The 19,619-nt window shown below is 56.5% G+C and carries 16 protein-coding genes; 1 reads left to right on the top strand and 15 read right to left on the bottom strand.

All coding sequences use genetic code 11. The annotated features are described in order from the left end of the window. Positions 1 to 25 precede the first annotated feature (25 nt). From pdhA to HB860_RS10505, 3 genes are all read right to left on the bottom strand, one after another. Positions 26 to 1,123: a pyruvate dehydrogenase (acetyl-transferring) E1 component subunit alpha gene (gene pdhA / locus HB860_RS10495; RefSeq protein WP_247626589.1), complete on the bottom strand. Its 1,098-nt coding sequence runs from the start codon at positions 1,121 to 1,123 to the stop codon at positions 26 to 28. A 261-nt stretch (positions 1,124 to 1,384) separates the two neighbouring features. Further along, positions 1,385 to 2,401 carry a succinylglutamate desuccinylase gene (astE, locus tag HB860_RS10500; protein WP_247626590.1) on the bottom strand — a complete coding sequence of 339 codons (1,017 nt, stop codon included), beginning with the start codon at positions 2,399 to 2,401 and terminating at the stop codon, positions 1,385 to 1,387. 272 nt (positions 2,402 to 2,673) lie between these two features. Then, the gene (locus HB860_RS10505) at positions 2,674 to 2,883 is read right to left on the bottom strand and encodes a DUF1127 domain-containing protein (protein WP_005331430.1); all 210 of its coding nucleotides are present in this window, start codon (positions 2,881 to 2,883) and stop codon (positions 2,674 to 2,676) included. Between the two features lie 523 nt (positions 2,884 to 3,406). Between HB860_RS10505 and HB860_RS10510 the strand changes: the two genes are divergently transcribed. After that, positions 3,407 to 4,300: a DNA replication terminus site-binding protein gene (locus HB860_RS10510; RefSeq protein WP_247626591.1), complete on the top strand. Its 894-nt coding sequence runs from the start codon at positions 3,407 to 3,409 to the stop codon at positions 4,298 to 4,300. Positions 4,301 to 4,398: 98 nt separating this feature from the next. Here the strand turns inward: HB860_RS10510 and HB860_RS10515 are convergent, their stop codons facing one another. The 12 genes from HB860_RS10515 to HB860_RS10570 form a co-directional block, all read right to left on the bottom strand. Further along, on the bottom strand, positions 4,399 to 8,241 hold the full coding sequence (locus tag HB860_RS10515; RefSeq protein WP_247626592.1) for a DEAD/DEAH box helicase: 3,843 nt from the start codon (positions 8,239 to 8,241) through the stop codon (positions 4,399 to 4,401). Between the two features lie 205 nt (positions 8,242 to 8,446). Further along, positions 8,447 to 9,100 (bottom strand): YceH family protein, encoded by a 654-nt coding sequence (locus HB860_RS10520; RefSeq protein ID WP_247626593.1) that lies wholly within the window; start codon positions 9,098 to 9,100, stop codon positions 8,447 to 8,449. Positions 9,101 to 9,271: 171 nt separating this feature from the next. Continuing rightward, complete coding sequence (locus HB860_RS10525) at positions 9,272 to 9,724, bottom strand: glycine zipper 2TM domain-containing protein (protein ID WP_247626594.1); 453 nt, start codon at positions 9,722 to 9,724, stop codon at positions 9,272 to 9,274. A gap of 177 nt (positions 9,725 to 9,901) precedes the next feature. Continuing rightward, entirely contained in the window at positions 9,902 to 11,617 is a 1,716-nt protein-coding gene (locus tag HB860_RS10530) for a PglL family O-oligosaccharyltransferase (protein ID WP_247626595.1), read from the bottom strand. Between the two features lie 95 nt (positions 11,618 to 11,712). Continuing rightward, positions 11,713 to 12,795 (bottom strand): LPS O-antigen chain length determinant protein WzzB, encoded by a 1,083-nt coding sequence (locus HB860_RS10535; RefSeq protein WP_247626596.1) that lies wholly within the window; start codon positions 12,793 to 12,795, stop codon positions 11,713 to 11,715. A gap of 23 nt (positions 12,796 to 12,818) precedes the next feature. Beyond that, on the bottom strand, positions 12,819 to 13,127 hold the full coding sequence (locus HB860_RS10540) for a dTDP-4-dehydrorhamnose 3,5-epimerase family protein (RefSeq protein ID WP_247626597.1): 309 nt from the start codon (positions 13,125 to 13,127) through the stop codon (positions 12,819 to 12,821). Positions 13,128 to 13,272: 145 nt separating this feature from the next. Beyond that, positions 13,273 to 15,234, bottom strand: coding sequence for a polysaccharide biosynthesis protein (locus HB860_RS10545; protein WP_247626598.1), 1,962 nt, complete (start codon positions 15,232 to 15,234; stop codon positions 13,273 to 13,275). A gap of 59 nt (positions 15,235 to 15,293) precedes the next feature. Continuing rightward, a complete protein-coding gene (locus HB860_RS10550) occupies positions 15,294 to 15,851 on the bottom strand; it encodes a sugar transferase (RefSeq protein WP_247626599.1) in 558 nt (185 codons plus the stop codon). Continuing rightward, a complete protein-coding gene (locus HB860_RS10555) occupies positions 15,845 to 16,789 on the bottom strand; it encodes a UDP-glucose 4-epimerase family protein (protein ID WP_247626600.1) in 945 nt (314 codons plus the stop codon). The genes HB860_RS10550 and HB860_RS10555 overlap by 7 nt, the downstream gene beginning before the upstream one ends. Positions 16,790 to 16,818: 29 nt before the next feature. After that, positions 16,819 to 17,823: a hypothetical protein gene (locus HB860_RS10560; RefSeq protein WP_247626601.1), complete on the bottom strand. Its 1,005-nt coding sequence runs from the start codon at positions 17,821 to 17,823 to the stop codon at positions 16,819 to 16,821. 68 nt (positions 17,824 to 17,891) lie between these two features. Beyond that, positions 17,892 to 19,028: an NAD-dependent epimerase/dehydratase family protein gene (locus tag HB860_RS10565; RefSeq protein WP_247626602.1), complete on the bottom strand. Its 1,137-nt coding sequence runs from the start codon at positions 19,026 to 19,028 to the stop codon at positions 17,892 to 17,894. A gap of 9 nt (positions 19,029 to 19,037) precedes the next feature. Further along, entirely contained in the window at positions 19,038 to 19,619 is a 582-nt protein-coding gene (locus HB860_RS10570) for a DapH/DapD/GlmU-related protein (protein WP_247626603.1), read from the bottom strand.

The following is a 19,619-nucleotide window of genomic DNA, read 5'->3' on the forward strand; positions in this document are numbered from 1 at the left end:
GTGGATCGCTTCGAGCAGTGTCATGTCACTCATGGTGTGTCTCCCCGCCGCGCTGCTGCATGCCCTTGGCGATGATGCGCTGACGCTGGGCACGATACTCCCGCGGCAGCTCGGCAAACTGGTAATCGAGCAGGGTTTCCGGCGCCTGCGGCGCCATGCCTTCATAGGCGGCGACGGCACGCTCGACCTCCCGGCCCGCCTCCGCCAGCAGCGCCTGCTCCTGGTGCTCGTCCCACCAGCCCTGCTCAAACATGAACTGGCGCAGCCGCTTGACCGGCTCCTTGGCCCAGGCGGCTTCCACCTCGGCGGCCTCGCGATAGCGGGTCGCGTCGTCGGCCGTGGTGTGATCCCCGAGCCGGTAGCTGACGGCTTCGATCAGCGTCGGCCCCTTGCCGCTGCGTGCCCGCTCCACGGCGGCACGGGTCGCCTCATAGACGGCCACCACGTCGTTGCCATCGACCTGCAGGCTGCGCACCCCGGCCCCTATGCCCTTCTGAGCCAAAGTAGGCGCGCTCGACTGCAGCTTGCGTGGTACCGAGATGGCCCACTGGTTGTTGTTGATGATGATCACCATGGGGAGGTGCCAGACGCCGGCACAGTTGAGCCCCTCGAGAAAATCCCCCTTGGAGGTGCCGCCATCCCCTATGGTCACCACGGCGACCCTGGGCTGGTTGCGCAGCTTGAAGGCGGCCGCTATGCCGGCGGCATGGGTGATCTGGGTGGCGATGGGGACGCAGATGGGCAAGTCTTCCGACAACTCGCCATCGGCCTTGTAGAAGACACTGCCCCTTTCATCTCCGCCCCAATATTGCAGGTTCTGCTCCATGGGCACGCCCCGCACATAGAGGGTGGGCATGTCCCGGTAATAGGGCACATAGACATCCTCCGGCCGCATGGCGAGACCGACCCCGATCCCCACCGCTTCCGCCCCCAGGTGGGAGGGAAAGGTGCCGAGCTTGCCGGTTCGCTGCAGTGCTATCGCTTTCTTGTCGTAACTGCGCACCATCACCATGTTGCGGTAGAAGGTGTGCAGCATCGCCTTGTCCAGCCAGGTCGGCAGTGTCGCGACCGGGCGCCCCTCCTCATCGAGGTAACGAAGGAAGGGGATGTCGACATGGGTCATAACTGGCTCCTTGCCGTTGTCAGCGTCACCACCATGAGGTGACCCTTAGAATGTAAATAAGATGTTAAGCAAAGGGCAACGTGATTCATTCAGGTAAGACCAGTAGAAACTTCTTTAATTTCAGAAAGAAGATGAGATTTTCGGCGAGCAGAAACGAAGAAGGGAGCCCTTTCGGGCTCCCTGTCAGGGCGAGTTCGGGATCACGTCCATCCTGGCCACGCCGCCAGGGGCGCAGGGTTGGTGTGAAAAGAGGGGCTCAGATCACGACCACAGGCGGGTTGGCACCACCAGCAGCATGGTCCGCTGGCCGATGGCCACGTTGGCATTGGGGAAGACCACCGCCTCCCGCGCTTTCTCTACCCTGTACTGGCGATCCCCGTCTTCCGCCAGCACAAACCCCTGGGGAAATTCGGTGAAATTGTCCACGTCGCTGGCAAACAGGAAACGAAACTCGGCTGTTTGCTTGTTGATCACCCGTTCGATGGCAAAAATCGTGAAGTCATCCGCCCGCCAGGGCTCTAGCGCCACCTCATCCTGGGTCACCAGCTCCTGCAGCGCCTGACGCGCCTCGATGAAGCGGGTCATGTCGTTCTCGCCAAAGGGGCGCACCTTGCCTAGCTCCACCGTGAAGGCATGGGCGCCATGCTGGTGCGAGCTGTAATAGCTGAAGGTGGTGGTCGGGCCGCTCGAGAGCAGTATGGTGCGCACCCCGCAGGCCCCGAGGAACTGCACCTGCTCCTTGCAGTGCGGCCGCTCGTGGGGGAAGGGATAGACCGCAAACTTCTCGTGACGGGAGCCGCGAATGGCTGTGTGCAGATCGTAGTGATAACGGGGCCGGGCGGGATCGGCGAAGAAGCGGCTCACATACTGCTCCAGGCGCATGGCGCGAATGCGTTCCCGATTGCACAGCCCCTCCCCCTTGCTGTGGGCACCACTGAAGAGCCGGTTCATGTTCTCCTCCACCTCGCGCGCCCCCTGGTTCATGGCGGCAGGGTTGCCAAAGAGGAAGAGCACCCGGTGGCGGGCCTGAAGCTCCCCGCTGAGCAGCCGGGTCAGCAGCTGGTTGCAGATCTCGATGGGGGCAGTCTCGTTACCGTGAATGCCGCAGGAGAGCACTATGTCCTTGCGCCCGCCAGGCAACCCAGGCGCGGGCTCCAGGCAGAGCACGCCGGTGTCCCACACGCTCACCCGGGTGCCGTTGGCCAGGTCGAAGGCAAAGGGCTCGAGCTGCCACTCGTGGCGGCGGGTCAGGGCCAAAAAGTCATGCTGGGGAATCATCCATCTCACCCTCTTGTCTGGAATGCCATGGCCGGATTATACGCAAGGCAGCCGGGCTTAAAATCAGTTTTTAAACAAATTCAAACAGTAAGGATACAAAGTTGGCGAGGGATGATGACAATTCATGCCACTGGGGGCAAACAGAAGGAAAAACAGACAAGGGGAAAAACAGGAAGCGGCAACAGGGGAAAAATCAGGCCCGTCTGGGGGCGAAGAGCATCAGGCAGAGCCGTTCAGATCAGAAAGAAAACGAGGCATCCATGCCCGGCTGATCAACCACGCCAGAACGGCTTGGTGGTCTCTTGATAGCGGTCAGCTTCGTTCAGACCGATGTCCTTGAGCAGGTAGGCGGGCAGCTCGGAGAGCTGGCGACGGCTGCGGCTGCGTTCCAGCCAGGTCAGGACGGTCATCTTGACGCGAGCAACCAGATTCGATTCGCTGGAATCCTGGTAACCGGCTTCGGTATAAGTCATGTTGGCCATGATATGGCTCCTCTCTCTAGTTCTGCGCAAGGCTCGGATTTGATGCGCAAAGCTTAGTCAGGGCGAGGAGGTGCCTCAATTGACGAATTTTGATACATGGGATTAGTAAAAGTAATGGCTGATCTCGCCATGGGGTGAAACACAAAACATTGATTTATATGTAAAATATTAACAAGACATTCCCTCCCTCTGCCCAACAGCATTTTCTCCTGCATCATCGGCTTCTAACTATGCAGTTTCCCACGTTAGCTATGCAGAGCCCGAGTGCCAGGCAGGACGCGGTTACCTCGGCCCAGGCGCCAATTGTTAATCGTTGGATCACTTAAAGATCGTTATTTAACAGGATGATACAGACAGGCAACCCTTGGAAGGCGACCAGGGCTGCCACCCCCGGACGGCGCTTGAAAGGCGGCACTTGGCGCCTTCCCGTCATACTGGTATGGTTATTTATACAGTACTTTAATCATGCCCCCTGATCGTCACCTTTCGGGCAACGAATTGGGGGAACAGACAGGATATGCCGATGGACACCTTTACCCCCACCGCCGCCCTGCGTCAACAGATGGACGAACTGGAAGACGCCCTTGCCCGTCTCGCCAGACAGCTCGGCCAGCTCGAGTTGCTGGAGGCCCATGTCTATCCCCTGCCCGCCGTGCCGCAAGGGGAAGAGCACGATCCCATCGAGGCCATAGAGGTGGGCTATCTCTCGGGGGAGGAGGCGCTGGCCGCCACCCTGGCCGCCTTTCAGGATCACAGCGCCCGCCCCGGCTGCTCTACCAAGGCGACTCACCGCCTGCCTGGCTGGTTGCGCTTCCCCGCCGCCAGCGCCCCCCTGTTGCAGCCGCTGCTCGACGAGATCAACGGCCACAAGCTCGCCTTCAAGGCGCTGGTGCAGGCCGCCGGCGGGCGGGACGATAAGTTCGAACTGGTGCACGGTGCACTGCCCGGGGTCATCACCCTGCAGGTCTATCGCAAGCTGACCCTGCTCACCGGAGAGCTGCATTCCCTCGGCTTCACCTGGGCCGACAAGCAGAGCATCAGCCGCCTCAGTCGCGAGCAGGTGCTGGAGATGCTGGAGCGCAGCCGCCGCTATGTGCCGGCGCTCTCCAGCAACGAGGAGTGGAGCAAGATGGTGGATCAGGAGGTGTACGACATCCGCCGCCTGCCGGCGGATGCGCAGCTGCGGATCCGCCGGCCGGTCAAGACCCATCCCATGATCAACCTGCTCTGGCAGGACAGGGAGCCGCGCAAGCAGCAACTCAAGGCGAGCCTGCCCCTGCTGCTCTGCTCGGATACCCAACCCGCCGTCACCCACCTCGGCCACTATCCGCCCAAGCTGCGCCAGGCGCGGCGGGATCGCAAGATTGGCGGCGAAGCCATCATAGAGCGGCTGCACCTCTATCGTTATCAGGGCTAGCGCCTCCTGGCCAGAGCCGGATCATGAGTCCCTGAAGCAGAGAGGGGGATGGCCACCAGGACCATCCCCCTCTCGCACCCAGGCAGGCAGAGCCGCGCCTAGCCCATCAGCAGCGCCCGCAGGCTCTCCACATCCAGACCGCGCACCTCGGACTGGCCGCTCAAGAGGCCATCGGCCAGGGCCCGCTTCTCGTCGTGCAGCGCCACTATCTTCTCCTCCACCGTCTGCTCGCACACCAGTCGATAGACGGTCACCGGCTGGGTCTGGCCCATGCGGTGGGCCCGATCGCTCGCCTGATCCTCCACCGCCGGGTTCCACCAGGGATCCAGGTGCAGCACGGTATCGGCCTGGGTCAGGTTGAGGCCTGTGCCCCCGGCCTTGAGGCTGATGAGGAACAGGGGAACCGGTTCATGACGAAAACGCAGTATGGACTCCTGACGGGACTTGGCGGAGCAGCCGCCGTCCAGGTAGCAGTAGTCCCATTGCCGCTGCTCGATGCGGGCTCGCAGCAGGCTCAGCAGATCGACGAACTGGCTGAACACCAGCACCCTGTGCCCGCCATCGATGGCTTCCTCCAGCAGCGCCATGGCCTCGTCCAGCTTGCTGCTGGTCTGGGACCACTCCGGCATCACCAGCTCGGGGGAGCAGCAGAGCCGCCGCAAGCGGGTCAGGCCGCTCAGCACGTGCATCAGGGCGCGGCCATCGGCGCTCTGCACCTGCTGCACCACCTCGCGCCGGGTCGCCTCGTAGAGCTGACGCTCCTCGGGGGAGAGGCTGATGTGGTGGATGATCTCGGTCTTGTCCGGCAGCTCGGTCAGTACCTGCTGCTTGAGGCGGCGCAGGATGAAGGGGCTGATCACCGCCCGCAGCAGCGCCATGTGCTGGGGATCCTTCACCGCCTTGCCGAAGCGGCGCTTGAACTCGCCGAGGCTGCCGAGCAGGCCCGGATTGATGAAGGTGAACAGGCTCCACAGCTCGCCCAGGTGGTTCTCGATGGGGGTGCCGGAGAGGGCAAGGCGAAAATCCCCCTCGAGCTGGAACAGCAGCTTGGCACGCTGGGTGCCGGCATTCTTGATCTGCTGCGCCTCGTCCAGCACCATGCTCGCCCAGCGGCGGGACTTGAGGGACTGGGCCAGGCTGCCGAGCATGCCGTAGTTGACCAGGATGATCTGGCCCGCTTTGGCCTCCTGGATCAGGGTCTCCCGCTCCGCGGGATTCTCGAACACCACCACCTCCAGCTCGGGGGCGAACCGCGTCACCTCCTCCTGCCAGTTGGTGACCACGGACTTGGGCACCACCACCAGGGCGGGGCCGAGGTGCTGGCGCATGCGCAGCACCATGAGCGCCTGCAGCGTCTTGCCAAGGCCCATGTCATCGGCGAGACAGGCACCGAAGCCATGGTGGGCCAGGGTCGCCATCCAGCGCACCCCCTCCTTCTGATAGTCCCGCAGCGCCGTCAGGAGCTCGGGGGCACACTCCACCTCCTGCTGCCACTCCTGCTGCAGGGAGTGCCAGGCATCATCCCCGGCCGTGGTCACCGCCGACAGCAGGCGGGCCAGGGGGTAGGCCAGCTTGTTGTTGATGCGCTGCTCGGTATCCAGCATGGCCCCCAGCATGGTGAGGCGCTCCACCAGCTTGTCGCTCAGCATCAGACTGGTCTTCTCGTCGAGCTGAACGGTGCGCTGACCCGGGGTCAGCTGGCGCAGGATGAGGCGCAAGTCGAGGATCTGGTGCTCGTCCAGCGCCAGCGCCCCCTCCACCTGGAACCAGTCCTGGCGACGCTCGATACGCAGGCTCAGGGCCGCCTCGTCGAGGCTCTTGAGACGGGCGCTGTCCTGATGCCAGTGAACGACCACTCCGGCGTCCACCAGCTCGGGCAGCGCATTGACCAGGGTCAGTGCCTGCTCACCGTCCAGCTTCCATTCGTTGCCCGGCAGGCCGATGGGCAACTGGTTGCGCAGCAACTGGGCCTCGGCCTTCTCGGCGGCCAGATCCCGTTGCCAGTAGTGATAGTCCCTGACGCCCTGGCGCACTATGGCCTCCCCCTTGCCAAGGGGCAACGGCGGCAGCTCCCCCTCCCGGGTCACCAGCTGGACCACCAGCTGACCATCCTGCCAGTCCAGCTGGACCGAGGGCACTCCGGGCCAGGGGGTCAGCTCGGCATTGCCACCGAGCCCCTCGACCTGGCTGTGCCAGGGCAGCTCGGGAATGTCGTCCAGGGTGCGTTGCAGCTCGGCGAGCCCTTCGTCCGGCAGCAGCGGAATGGATTCCAGCGCAGGCAGTCTGTCCAGCAGCGCCTGCGGGGTCAGGATGAGCTGCCACAGATCCTGGGCCAGGGGCACTATGTGCGCCCCGCGCGCCGCGGCGGCCGGGCTCAAAACGGCGCTCATGCCCTGCTCGGTGGCGACCACCTGCAGCAAGGGGGCGCTGATGGCCAGTTGCAGCTTCTGCCCCTTGGCGTTGAACAGGCGCGGATGGCTGGCCAGGGGGGCCCAGGCGTCACGGGGCAGCTTGCTCATGCCCCGTGGCAGGGTGCGCACCAGGGCCCAGTCCGCCTCGTCGAGCAGGGCGGCATACTGGGTGGAGAGCAGGGCAGGATCGACCCGGCGCCCGGCGGTCCACTCCCCCTTGGTGCTCTGCTTCTGGATCTTGCACTCGAGCTCGGGCCCTTCCGCATGGAGCAGCCATACCAGCCGCTCCTGCGCCTTGCGCACGCCGCTGGAGCGCCCCAGCCCCTGCAACCAGTTGAGCCAGCTGGCCGAGGCGGGGGTCTTGTCCTCATCCTCGGCGTCGCTGGCCGCCTCGGGAGCCGCGGTGGCACGCAGTTGCTGCAACGGGGGGCACTCGGCCCCCTCCCCCAGCAAGAGGCGCAACAGATCCTGGCAGAAGGCCATCAGGCGATGGCGGGGCTCGGCCTCCAGCACATGGGAGAGATCCCACTTGTGCAGTATGGCCACCTGGGGGCTCTGCTCGCCGTGGCGCGCGAGGGCGCAGAGATCCAGCCAGAGGTAGCCCCAGTGGAGCTCCTCCAGCGGCAGTTGCAGGGTATCGAACAGGCCTATCGCCTGACCGTGACGATCACCGGCCCACTGTCCCAGCAGATCCGAAAGCAGGGGGAAATGGTTGCCAAGGCTGCGCTGCCACTTCTTGCGCTGCTCGCTGGCGAGCACGGGATCGGCCTGCTGCAGCCAGCCAAGCCAGAGCAGGGCGCTGAACATCCTGGGCCAGGGCTCGTGCGCCGCCACGGCCTGCCACTGCCCCAGCGCGCCGAGCAACCGCTCCGCCAGGGGCTGCTCATCTCCCTGCTCCGCCAGTTGTTGCAGAGCCGGCCAGTGAGTGGTCACCTCGCCGGCCAGCGGGCCGCAGAGCCAGTCCCACTCGCTGGCCAGCGCCTCGAGGCGGCTTGCCAACGCCGGGGCGCAGGCCACGGTCACGGACGCCAGCGGGCAGCACGCGTCAGGCTCGGCATCAAGCAGGGTCTGCAGGGCGAAATGTTCCAGCAGCAGCTGTTGCCAGGCAGGGCTTGAGCCCGGCAGCAGGCGGTGGGCATCGGGCAGGTCCAGCAGGCTCAAGAGATCCGCGCTCTGGTAGTAGGCGGGGATCTGCCCCGCCTCCCCCAGGCAGAGTTCGCGCACCACTCCTTGTGCCATCTCCTGGCCGGTGACCGAGGGGACCCGCGTCCAGTCCGGCATGGGGCAGGCCCCTCCCCGCACCGCCAGGATCAGGGTCAGGGTGCCCTCCGCCGTCAGACTCCACTGCTGCTCGGTGCGCAGCCGTATCAGCCCTTGCTGCTGCAACTGGTTAAGCATCTCCGTCAGCGCCTGCCCGGGCGATCGCTGTGGGTACAGCGTGTCTTGCAAATAACGGGTACTGGCGGCGCGCTGCAGTTGCAGCTCGCTGAGCAGGGCATGGCAATCCGAAGAGAGGGTGAAGGCTGACATCAGAACTCGCGGGCAGGTGCAAAGGCGGAATTTTAACGGGAAAGCGGCGGCGGCTCGACCCTTAACCGCGAATTAGTACAAAAAAAGCGGTCAGGCTCATAAAAGCGGGGGCTGGGGGCCGGGCAGCCCCTCTTCTGCGGCGGCCAGCAGGGCATGAAAAAAGGCGCCGCAGCGCCTCTTGATGGGGTAAGCAAACTCGCCGGATTCAGCCTTCCAAGTGCGTCAGACGGGCTTCCAGAGCCTGCAACTGCGACTTGAGGCGCTCCACTTCCTCTTCCAGCTGGCTCAGGCGATCTGCGGTAGGAGAGGCATAGCTGCTGGCGGGAGCGGCCTCGGCCAGGGCTTCCAGATCGATTTCGCCGCCAAACAGGTGGGCATAGCGGGATTCCCGCTTGCCCGGCTCCCGGGGCAGCTTGACCACATAGGGTCCCCGCTCGACCAGCGCGGCCAACACCGCATCCACCTCGGTCACATCGTCGAAGCTGCACAGCCGGTTGGTGCGCGAACGCAGCTCACCCGGGGTCTGGGGGCCCCGCAGCAGGAGCTCGCAGATAATGCCGAGCTCCTGGGCACTGAACTTCAGTTCGCCGAACTCGGTGTTGCAGAAACGGTGCTGATAGCGGGGCACCCGGGCATTGAAGCCAGCGGTGTTGACCACCAGGCGGCGGCGGATCAGCTCGTCGATGACGGCGCGGATATCCAGCTCGGCGAGCTCGAGCACGGGTTCACGATTGCTCTTCTGGTTGCAGGCATTGACCAGTGCATTGAGAGAGAGAGGGTACTGATCCGGCGTGCAGATCTCTTTCTCTATCAGGCAGCCGATCACGCGAGCCTCTAATGGGCCTAGTACTATCTCCACGTCAACCTCCATTGCCAAACGTTAAGGCCGTTATCTTAGCCAAGGCGCTCTCGCCGTCCAGCACGGAACCGCATTTTTGCGAGCCGATGAAACCCTTGATGAAACATCGTACAACCCGGCCACGACCAGGGGGCAACACCATACCGCCAGGAAGCCAGCACCAGGCAGCGCCTAGACGGACTTGTCGACCCGGGTATCCGTTCCCGTGGTCAGGATGCGCACCTTGTCCCCCTTGTTGAAGGTGAGCGCGGGATCCTGATCCTGCACGACGTTGAGCAGTTTGCCTGCCTCGGTCTTGATCAGCAGCTCGACCGTCTGCTTGCCCTGCACGCTCTGCTGGTTGCCCTGACGGCGACGGGAAGCCTCGGCCCCCGCCACTGCCCCCACAGTGGTGGCGACGGTCTGGCCAGAGCCACCGCCAAATTGACTGCCGACGGCTGCCCCCAGGGCGGCGGCCCCTATGGTACGAAGTGGCCGGGTTCCGCCCTGCTGGGGCGCCACCTCCTGGGTCAGGATGCGGCTCTCTTGCACTGTGCCGTATTCCACCTGGGCGCTGGTGCCTGCGAGGGCCGGTGTGCCCATCAGGATGAGCAGGCTGGTAATGATGGATGCAATCTTCTTCACTATGTCGACTCCGATGACGACTGAGACCCGATGGCGCCGGCACCGCGCCTGCGCGGCCCCGCCATCCCCATTCGGGAGACTACACCGCCGATCCTGACTGTGAGCTTGCCTGAGGTGGAAATGATCACGGCCGCAGGGCGGCCGTGATGGGAGAAGGAGAAGCGGCGCCCGGCCCACTCATGAGGAGGGCTTGGGCTCCAGGGTCGAAGCGACCGACTTGGCCGCCGAGGCGGTGAGCAAGGGCTCACCCGGATAGAGCATCAGCGCCTGGGTGCGCAGGCGGCTGGCCTCTTCGGTCCGTCCCAGCGCATTGAGGGCGATCACCATGTTGGCGTAGATGTTGGCCCTGGGGGTATGGCGCACGAACGCCTGCCCCCAGTCGAGATAGGCCTCCAGCTCCGCCTTGTTGTTGGCCTGCAAACCCACCATCAGGCGCACCGCATTGACGTCGAACTCCACCCGGGTCAGCCAGGCCATGGGGTTGACGATGTCGAGCAAGAGCGCAGGCTGCTTGTAGCCGCCGCGCTCATACTTGGTCACCACCCAGGCGGTATGCAGGGCAGTCAGCATGAAGGGAACGACGATCAGGGGAATGCCAATGGCCAGGAAACGCAGCAAGAGCCAGGGGCGATAGACATGCTCCCGCCAGTTGGCATGGCCAGCGGTCCCCCCCTCCTCCACTTCCGCATCCAGCACATGGATGAGCAGCAGCAGCGCCCACCACAGGGCGATGGCATGGTAGAAGGGATACTCGGTCTGGGTGTGCAGCAGTATGGGGATCACCAGGGCCAGCAAGGCAGTCCCTCTGACCCAGCCAGCCCGACCCAGTCGCCACAGCAGGGCCCCGCCCATCAGCGCCATGCCGAGCATGGGGGCCAGTCCCCCCTCCACCGCCCAGTAGAGAAACTCGTTGTGGGGGTGATCCAGGTTGTACTCGATCTGCGCCATGGCGGGATTGAGCGCCTTGTCCGCCATGTAATGCTGGAGGAACACGGACTCGAAACTGCCATAGCCCCAGCCGGTCCAGGGCGCCTCGGCAATCAGCCTGGCGGCATAGGGCCAGTAGATGGATCTCATGCCGCCGGACTGATACATCTCCAGCCCCCGTTTGGCGCCAACCATCCAGTACTGGGAAGCCAGCCCGAGCGCTATGCCCAGCCCAACCAGTCCCAGCACCCGGCCCAGTTGTCGCTCGCGATGCAACTGCGGCAGCAACAGGATCAGGGCCAAGGCGCCTCCCAGCTGGCCCACCCTGGACTGCAGCACCACCAGCAGCAAGGCGGTCGCCAGGATCACGGCATGACGCAGCACCTTGAGCCAGGGGTTGGCGTGCCCTCGCATCTGAAGCCATATCGCCAGGGCAAGCCCGGTTGCCATAAAGCTTGCCATCACATTGGGTTGCTGGAAGATGCCATAGGGGCGATTGGTCCTGGTGTCATAGCCAATCCAGTTGCCCGGCACCAGCAGGTAGTATTGCACCAGGCCGAGCATCGCCTCTATGGCGACCGCCCCCAGCAGCAGGTAGAGCAAGCGATCCCGCATCTGACGGTCCAGTCGCCACTGATAGAGGCAAGCGAGAAACAGCAGACCGGCAAACAGCCCCAGCAGACGGGGGATGGCATAGTCCTTGAGCTCGAAGCCCGGATAAGCCATGGGCAACAGCAGCAGCAAGGCCCCCAGCCACAGGACCGTCAGCAGCGGCGAGACCACCAGCCGCTGGTTGAGGGTGACCTGCCACAGTCCCAGCGCCATCACCAGGCTCGCGAAGATCCAGCCCCAGGCGTTGAAGGGCAGGTAGAGCCCGGCCCCGCCCGGGTTGTGCATGAAAAAGTGCATGCCCAGCAGCCAGTAGAGGATGCTGACCAAGCCAAAGATCCCTGTTGTTGTCCTCATCGTCCCTGATCCCTGCAGCGTCATTTCCATGGTGTCGTCACCAAGCGTCCAATACGTAAAAGGGGGCAACCGCCCCCCTGTTCACTTCCTTGCCATCATGCCGGCTCTGGCCTGCGAAACGCATGACGCACCAGCACTATGCCCACGCCCAGCATGCCGCCGAGCAGTGTAGCCAGGACCACGACCAAGGAACGCTTGGGCTTATCACGGCTCAGGGGTTCACTCGGCGAAGCCAGATAGGCGAAGGACTGGAAGGGCAGCTCCTCGAGCTTGATGGCCTGCAAGCTGCTCAGTTGCAGGCGCAGATCGCCGATCCCTGGGTTCATGAACTCGGGGTTCTTGATCTCCTTGAGGATCTTGAGCTTTTCGGCCAAGGCGCGAGCCCCCAGATCGATGGGCAGGCTGCCCTGCTCCTGCAGGTTCTGCACCGGCGCCTCCAGTCCGGCCACCTGGGCGATGCGAAGACCGTACTCGGTACGCAGGATATCGTCTTGCAACTGCTTGAGGGTATCTATTTTGGCACTCTCGAACTGGGTCTGCAGCGTCTTGATCCGGTTCTGCCAGATGGTGTCTAGCTCCTTGCCCTTGGCCGCCGACTCCTGCATCTGTATGAAAGCGATGTATTGCTCCAGACGCTCCTTGGCCTCGGCCGCCGTGCCTGCGGCGAAGGAGAGGGTGACATCTTCGCGCTGTTTGTCCGGGGCCTTGGCGCTGATCCCTTCGGTCATCGACTTTAGCAACAGTCGCTTGCCTTTCGCGTCCGTTACTCCGGACTGCGCCGCCTCGGCGTCCAGATACCCTTTCTCCATCAGGAACTGACGCTTGTTATTGAAGCTGTTGAAGTTGTTGACGAAATCACCGTAGAGCGCCTTCTTGTCAAAGGCGGTGAAGGCGGTCGCCGGTATCTGAGCGTTAATCAGCTGGTTGATGTTGAGTTCGAGCGATTCCATCTCCTTGAGGGTGGGCTGCTTGATCTCGGCCTGACTGACCCAGACCTGAGGTGCCACAAGGGCATAAGCGATACCTGCTGCGGCAAATACACCTGCGACCAGCAGGATCAGGAGCTTCTGGCGCCATAACACCAGGATCAGCTCGCGCATATCTATCTCGTCGCCGGCGGATGCTTGCCAACCCTGAGGTAACTGTTTGCCAGAATTATCGAATACCTGTTTGTTCATACTGAGCTCTAAAGATGATGAAGTTACTTCCAGAAAGGGGCGTGACGGTCTTTGTCAGACAAGATTAATGGCACATTGTCCATGAGGGGCCACGCAATAGCCAGCGTCGGATCCGACCAGTTGAGAGATGCCTCCAGCTCGGGAACATAATAGTCGGTACATTTATACAGCACATGGGCCCATTCGCTCTGTACATAGAAGCCGTGGGCAAACCCGGGAGGGATCCACAGCCCCCCGTCTTCCGCCGAGAGCTGCACGCCAACCCATTGACCATAAGTCGTACTACCCTCGCGCAGATCGACTGCCACATCGAAGATGGTGCCGGTGATCACTTTTATCAGCTAGCCCTGAGGTTCGAGTTGTCAAGCCAACAGGTCTGATTTTATAGGTAAGGGAGATACCCTTCACAGTCCTTTGTCATTACATCCCGCTAACCTTTCGCAGACATTCGGAATAGATGTCTTCCGGCCAAGGATATTAATGAGCTGGTTGATGAGTTTCTGAATTTAAGAAATCAATCTCATCGACCATTGTTAAGTGCGGTTCATGCTGCAAAGTGTTTTTTGCCTGCCATACCAGATCGCAGATTCCGTCGGTCGGATTAAAACCGGTCGGCATACTTAACAGCAGACTACGAATCTGTTCATGATCAAAGCGGAAACACGCGCTATCGAGCTCGGCCAAAAACGCCCGCAGTTGTGGCCATGGCAGCATTAACTCAGAGGCTTTCATGATCCGGGGGTGGGCTGTGCCCTCAACCTGCTCACCAATAAGCAGTTCTTCAAACAGCTTCTCACCGGGGCGCAAGCCGGTGATCTTCACCTCAATATCACCAGTGGGGTGCTTGTCGCTCTTGAGCTTAAGGCCACTCAAGCGGATCATCCGGTGCGCCAAATCAATGATCTTGACCGGCTCCCCCATATCCAACACAAACACATCCCCCCCCTGCCCCATGGCTCCAGCCTGGATCACCAGCTGTGACGCCTCAGGAATGGTCATGAAATAACGAATGATATCGGGGTGAGTCAGGGTCAAGGGACCACCATCGCGGATCTGCTTACGAAACAGTGGCACAACAGAACCAGATGAGCCCAGTACATTACCAAAACGCACCATACAAAAACGGGTTTGCCGCTGCGCGGCAGCCAACGATTGTAGCACTAGTTCGGCCAATCGCTTGGTGGTGCCCATGGTGTTAGTGGGACGCACCGCTTTATCAGTCGAAATCAACACAAAGGTTTCAACCTTTGCTCTGATGGCTGCCTGTGCACAGTAAAGGGTGCCAAACACATTATTGCGCACCCCTTCAACAACGTTGTATTCAACAAGGGGTACATGCTTGTAAGCCGCAGCATGGTAAACCGTCTGGATCTGGAAGGTGCTCAGCACCGCTTGCAAACGATGTTGCCGCTGCACCGACCCCAGCAATGGCACGATCTCAACCTGCAACCCTTCTTGCTGAATGATTTCTTGCAGCTCTTTATCAATGGCATACAAACCATATTCAGACAGCTCAAACAGCACCAGTTTCGCGGGCTTACAACGAATTATCTGACGACACAATTCAGAGCCGATAGAACCGCCCGCCCCCGTCACCATCACCCGCTTGCCAGATATATTGGCGTTGATCAGCTCAGGGATCGGGGCAACCGCATCACGCCCCAACAAATCCTCAATGCTGACCTCTTTAAGCTCATCGATATGAGCATGCCCCTCAACCAGATCGGCCATACCAGGGATAGAGAGAACCTGACATGGGCATTGTTCCAGTCGATTGATCACAGCTTGCCTTACACTACGCGAAGCACTCGGCATGGCCAACAAGATTTTTTTAATATCAAAGCGTTCGATCAACGCCTCGATAGCGTCAGTACTGTAAACGTTCACTCCCTGGATCACAGTTTTAACCAAAGCGGGATCATCATCGACAAATGCCACTGGCAGGTACTCCTGCCCTTGATTCAACGCCAGTTGTAACTGCCGCCCGGAAGATCCAGCACCGTAAATCAGAACCGCTACCCGTTGCTGACCACTACGATGTACCAGCGCCCGGAAAAACAGCCGCACACCGCCAATCAGCAACACCGAAAAAGCAAAATAGATAACCGATACCGTTCTGGGAAGTGGCACTTCCATAAAAAACGCCAGCATGACCAAAGACATGGTGGAAAGTAGAACGCCAAGTGACACAGTCCACAACACCTTGAAACCGACATAGCGTAAGACCGCACGATACAGCCCCAAGCGCATAAATATGACTATAGTGATTGGCAGCAACAACCCCAGCATTTGCCAGTGCAACACACTCTGTAACGGAATATTGGCATCCAATCGCACCCAATAACCGCCCCAGAATGCCAAAGTTAGCAATAGCAAATCAGCACATATGCTAATCCCCCGTTTATAAACACGGGGGATAGCCAAGAAAGAGGTCAACATAGTGGCACCATCTCGTTAATAACGGTAAGAAAGATAAGGTGAAGTAACTCGGCGTAATACTATTTCGATCCAACCGCATCGCCAGCTCCGCTGCCGGTTGCCGTCATGATGATATAACGAAAGTAGCTAGTTAAGGTTAGGGTATCGATCATCTGCCGATCTGTTTTGGCAAGCAATGCAGGAGTCGACATATCGATATTTTGTACCTGTGCCAAGCCGGTAATCCCGGGTAACACCTCATAAACTCCCAAGGCATCACGCTCTCTGATCAGCTCCTCCTGATTAAAAAGATTAGGTCGCGGCCCAACCAAGCTCATCTCACCTTTAAGCACATTAATCAGTTGTGGAAGTTCATCAATTTTAGTCTTGCGTAAAAAGGCCCCTAGCTTGGTGATCGAACTTGTATTCGCCAAGTGGCTCGCCACCGACTGGGTATCGACCGACATGGTACGAAATTTAATCAACCTAAACGGTTTCTTACGTCGTCCGACACGTTCTTGTATAAAAATTGGCGAGCCGGTATCAAACAGGCCGATCAAGGTGACGACCAACAAAATAGGCCAAAGCAATAACAAGCCCCAAAATGCTGCAAAAAAATCAAGCGTTCTAATCAACATCCTTCTTTATCCTCAATAAAACAGCGTTTAATTCCTTCTTCCAGCGATATCGGTGGCTGCCAACCCAATATTGTTTTGGTGTGGCTGATATCGACCTGCAGATTACCACACAACCGATCAATCACAGCCTGCTTACCCGTTAGCTTTCCTGCCAATCGTAACCAGCTCATTGGCACCGGCAATAATCGTGGAGATTTACCCACAGCACGGCTCATCTTCTCAAGTAACTGAGTGGTTGATACATCCTGATCATCACTAACCAAAAAGGTCTGATTGGTAGCATGAGGGTGGGTGACACAGGTAATGATCAGATCGACCAGGTTATCAAGTGCGACAAAACTTCGCTGATTATGAATTGCTCCAAGCGGTAACCACTTACCCGCCTTCACTGCTTGAACCAATTTACCAAAGTTACCGGGTGCATTAGCACCATACACTAACGGCGGGCGAATGATGACCACTTCTAGTCCAGTTTCTTTAGCGAGTTGCTGTAACCCTAATTCAGCGGCATATTTTGATTGCGTGTATTCATCCCAAGGCTGGGAGATATCATCAAAACGAAATGCTCTTTGCTGATTATGCCCACCATTCACCCCAATTGAACTAATAAATATAAATCGTTTAACACCTTGTTCTACGGCCTGCTTGGCTAACTTTATAGTCGCAGCACAATTAACTCTATTAAACTCACTCTTTTTATCTGTAGAATCTTTATGAACATGGGCCATAGCGGCACAATGAATTACAACATCCGAACCGAGTAATGCACCTGTATAGTCAGCATCGGCATCAAGATTTCCATATACATGCTGAGTTAGATCAGGCTCAGAAAATGGTAGGGAACGTCCAAAAGTTCGAACAGAAAACCTCATGTTTTTAATTAAATTTTTAAGAATTGCCCTTCCAACAAATCCAGTTGCCCCGGTCAACAAGATCATAAATCCCCCTACGATAAGAAGCTATTATCTTATTTTAATGATAGCAAATTAATCAGCCATGATGACAAGCTATATTTTTCACGAATTGCATCGTCAATATCATGATATTCAGAATGCATAAAAGAAATATCTATATGGGGGTTTTCTCTATCAACTACGAGTATATTATTAGGGTTGTAGAAATCATACTCCATAACATTCCGGTTAGTAGTAATTAATTTTTTTTGCATCCCTACCATTTCAATGGTTCGCATCGTTAATCCATTCTGATTGGGATGCTCTATATCAATCACAACTTTTGTATCAGCCAATACAGATATTATTTCTTCTGATGTCATTGATTTAAAAGATATGTCTCTAAGAGAAATTCCATTTAGCTCATTAGTAAATATTTTCTTTAGAATAAACAATAACCTACTAGGAGAATAGAAAAATAAATAGTTGCTTACTTTTTTCATCCCCAGACTATCTGCAATGGTTGTTACTAGATTATATCTACCACTATGAGCCGTTCCGATAAATGAAAACTGATAGGGGCAATCTTTAGGTTCATTTACACTTTTAGCATATGCATCTACATAAAATAATGGCAAAAAACTAATCCTGGAGTCCATTAAAGCATCAACTTTATCGAAGGTAACAACTTTATCGAAATACTCTATCAAATCGGAAGCGTTTTTTTTATTTTTTATTGAGTCCCAAAGATATAAAACTGTCTTTATTCTTGTATTGTTTAACTTTAGACCATTTATAAAATCAGCAGTAATCGTTTCCGGAGCCACCACCAAGAGGTAGTCATAATCCACGGCTACTGCATTTTGTAAAATATCAAAATAATAATCCGAAATACTCTTCTTAATTACAGTTTTAAAGTTAAGCCTATTCAATATCTTTGCAATAGAGGAATTAAATGGCCTCTCATCATAATAGTCAACTTGAGCACCTAATTTTGCCAAGCCACTCTTAATTTCATATTCATATCCAAAAAAACGCGGACATATAAAAAGAACTTTTTTACCAGCCAAATCGTTCATGTTATCTACCAATACCAAGAGAAGTGCCTTGATTATTAAGATATCCAAGGCACAACATGAGAATAGCATTATTTATATAAGCCTTTCTTTTTCATTTCATCTATGGATTGCTCATAACGGTCACTTTGCACATCCTGCAAATTAACCCAACTGGTAAACATCTTCATTCCCAGCTCAAAGTTGATGCGTGGCGCAAACCCAAGGTCCCTTTGAACCCTAGTCAAATCAGCATAGTTGTGACGAATATCACCAACACGGTAATTACCACTGACGTTAATCTTGGAATCACTCTGATAGATATCTTTAAGGGTTGTAGCGACTGTGAGTACATCCGTGCATATACCTGCGCCTACGTTGTAGGCCTTACCTGCAGCCTTATCACTTTGTATCGCTAAAATAATGGAGTTGACTACATCATCAATGTAGACAAAGTCTCGGCTCTCTTTACCATCTTCGAAAATATTAATATCATTTCCATTCTTTATTCGTGTAGAAAATATTGACAAAATACCAGTATACGGGTTAGACAGTGACTGTCCTGCTCCGTATACATTTTGAAAGCGCAGTGCAACTGTATCAATACCCAAGCTCTTACCGGTGATTAAAAACATCTGTTCTTGAACTTGCTTGGTGACACCATAAATAGATGAGGGATGAATTTTACTTTTTTCATCTGTCGCCAACAATTCTACATCCGTATTGCATAAAGGACACTTGACATTGAAGTCCCCTTGCAGCATAGCTGCATCATCACGCGCAGTCGGATATACAATGCCATGTTCTTTACACTGGTACTTACCCTCTCCATAGATAGAGCGTGAAGAAGCAATTATCATTCTTTTAATGCTGTGCTTTTGATTAGCTAATAAGTCGAGAAATATCGCGCTACCACCAATATTGACATCACTATAGCGCTTGATTTGATACATCGATTGCCCTGTGCCAGTCTCAGCTGCCAGGTGTACGACTATATCTACCCCTACCAATGCCCTTAACCAATCCTCTCTTGACTCAACAGTGCCTTTGATAAAAGTAACTTTATCTTTAATAGCACAATAGAGAGGCGATAACTCTGGATCATCGCCATGAATTTGCGGGGATAAATTATCCAAAACAGTTACTGAGAAACCAGATGCAACCAGCTTCAATGCCAAATTAGAACCAATAAACCCTGCACCACCAGTAATTAATACATGTCCCGTCATTTTTATTACCTATTTTAATTCTTGAATAAAGGTACCATGAGAATCCGTGCGTCTCCAGATACCAAGTTGATGATCATATCTTTTTATAATTCTTGCAGGAGCACCAACAATCACACAATAAGATGGAAACGATCCTCGAACAACACTATTTGAACCAACAATAACATTATCACCAAGTTTGGTTCCAGCTTGGATGGCTGCCCCAATTCCGATATAGCAATTCTTACCAATACTAGTATCTGATATTTTATTATTCTGCTCTAACACTGGCGTATCAATTTTGTCATATTCATGATCTATATTTGTTACAAAAACCCTAGCCAATATAACTGTGCCACTACCGATAACTAGTCTTGATGCTGATGTTATGTGAAATGATTGGCCTATTGCAACATTATCCTCAATTATTATTTCACCATCACCATGAACCTCGATTCTTGAACCAGGGAATATTCGTACACGCTTTCCTATTGATACCTTATGTAACCCCATAAAAAAAATTGGGAACGCAATATATGTAGGAAACTTTATCTTTTTAAAAAAAAGCGATAAAAATAATGCGCTTAGCATCCACTTTATTTTAAATAGCAT

It is taken from the genome of Aeromonas genomosp. paramedia, from assembly GCF_023093515.1.
Taxonomy (GTDB): Bacteria; Pseudomonadota; Gammaproteobacteria; order Enterobacterales; family Aeromonadaceae; genus Aeromonas.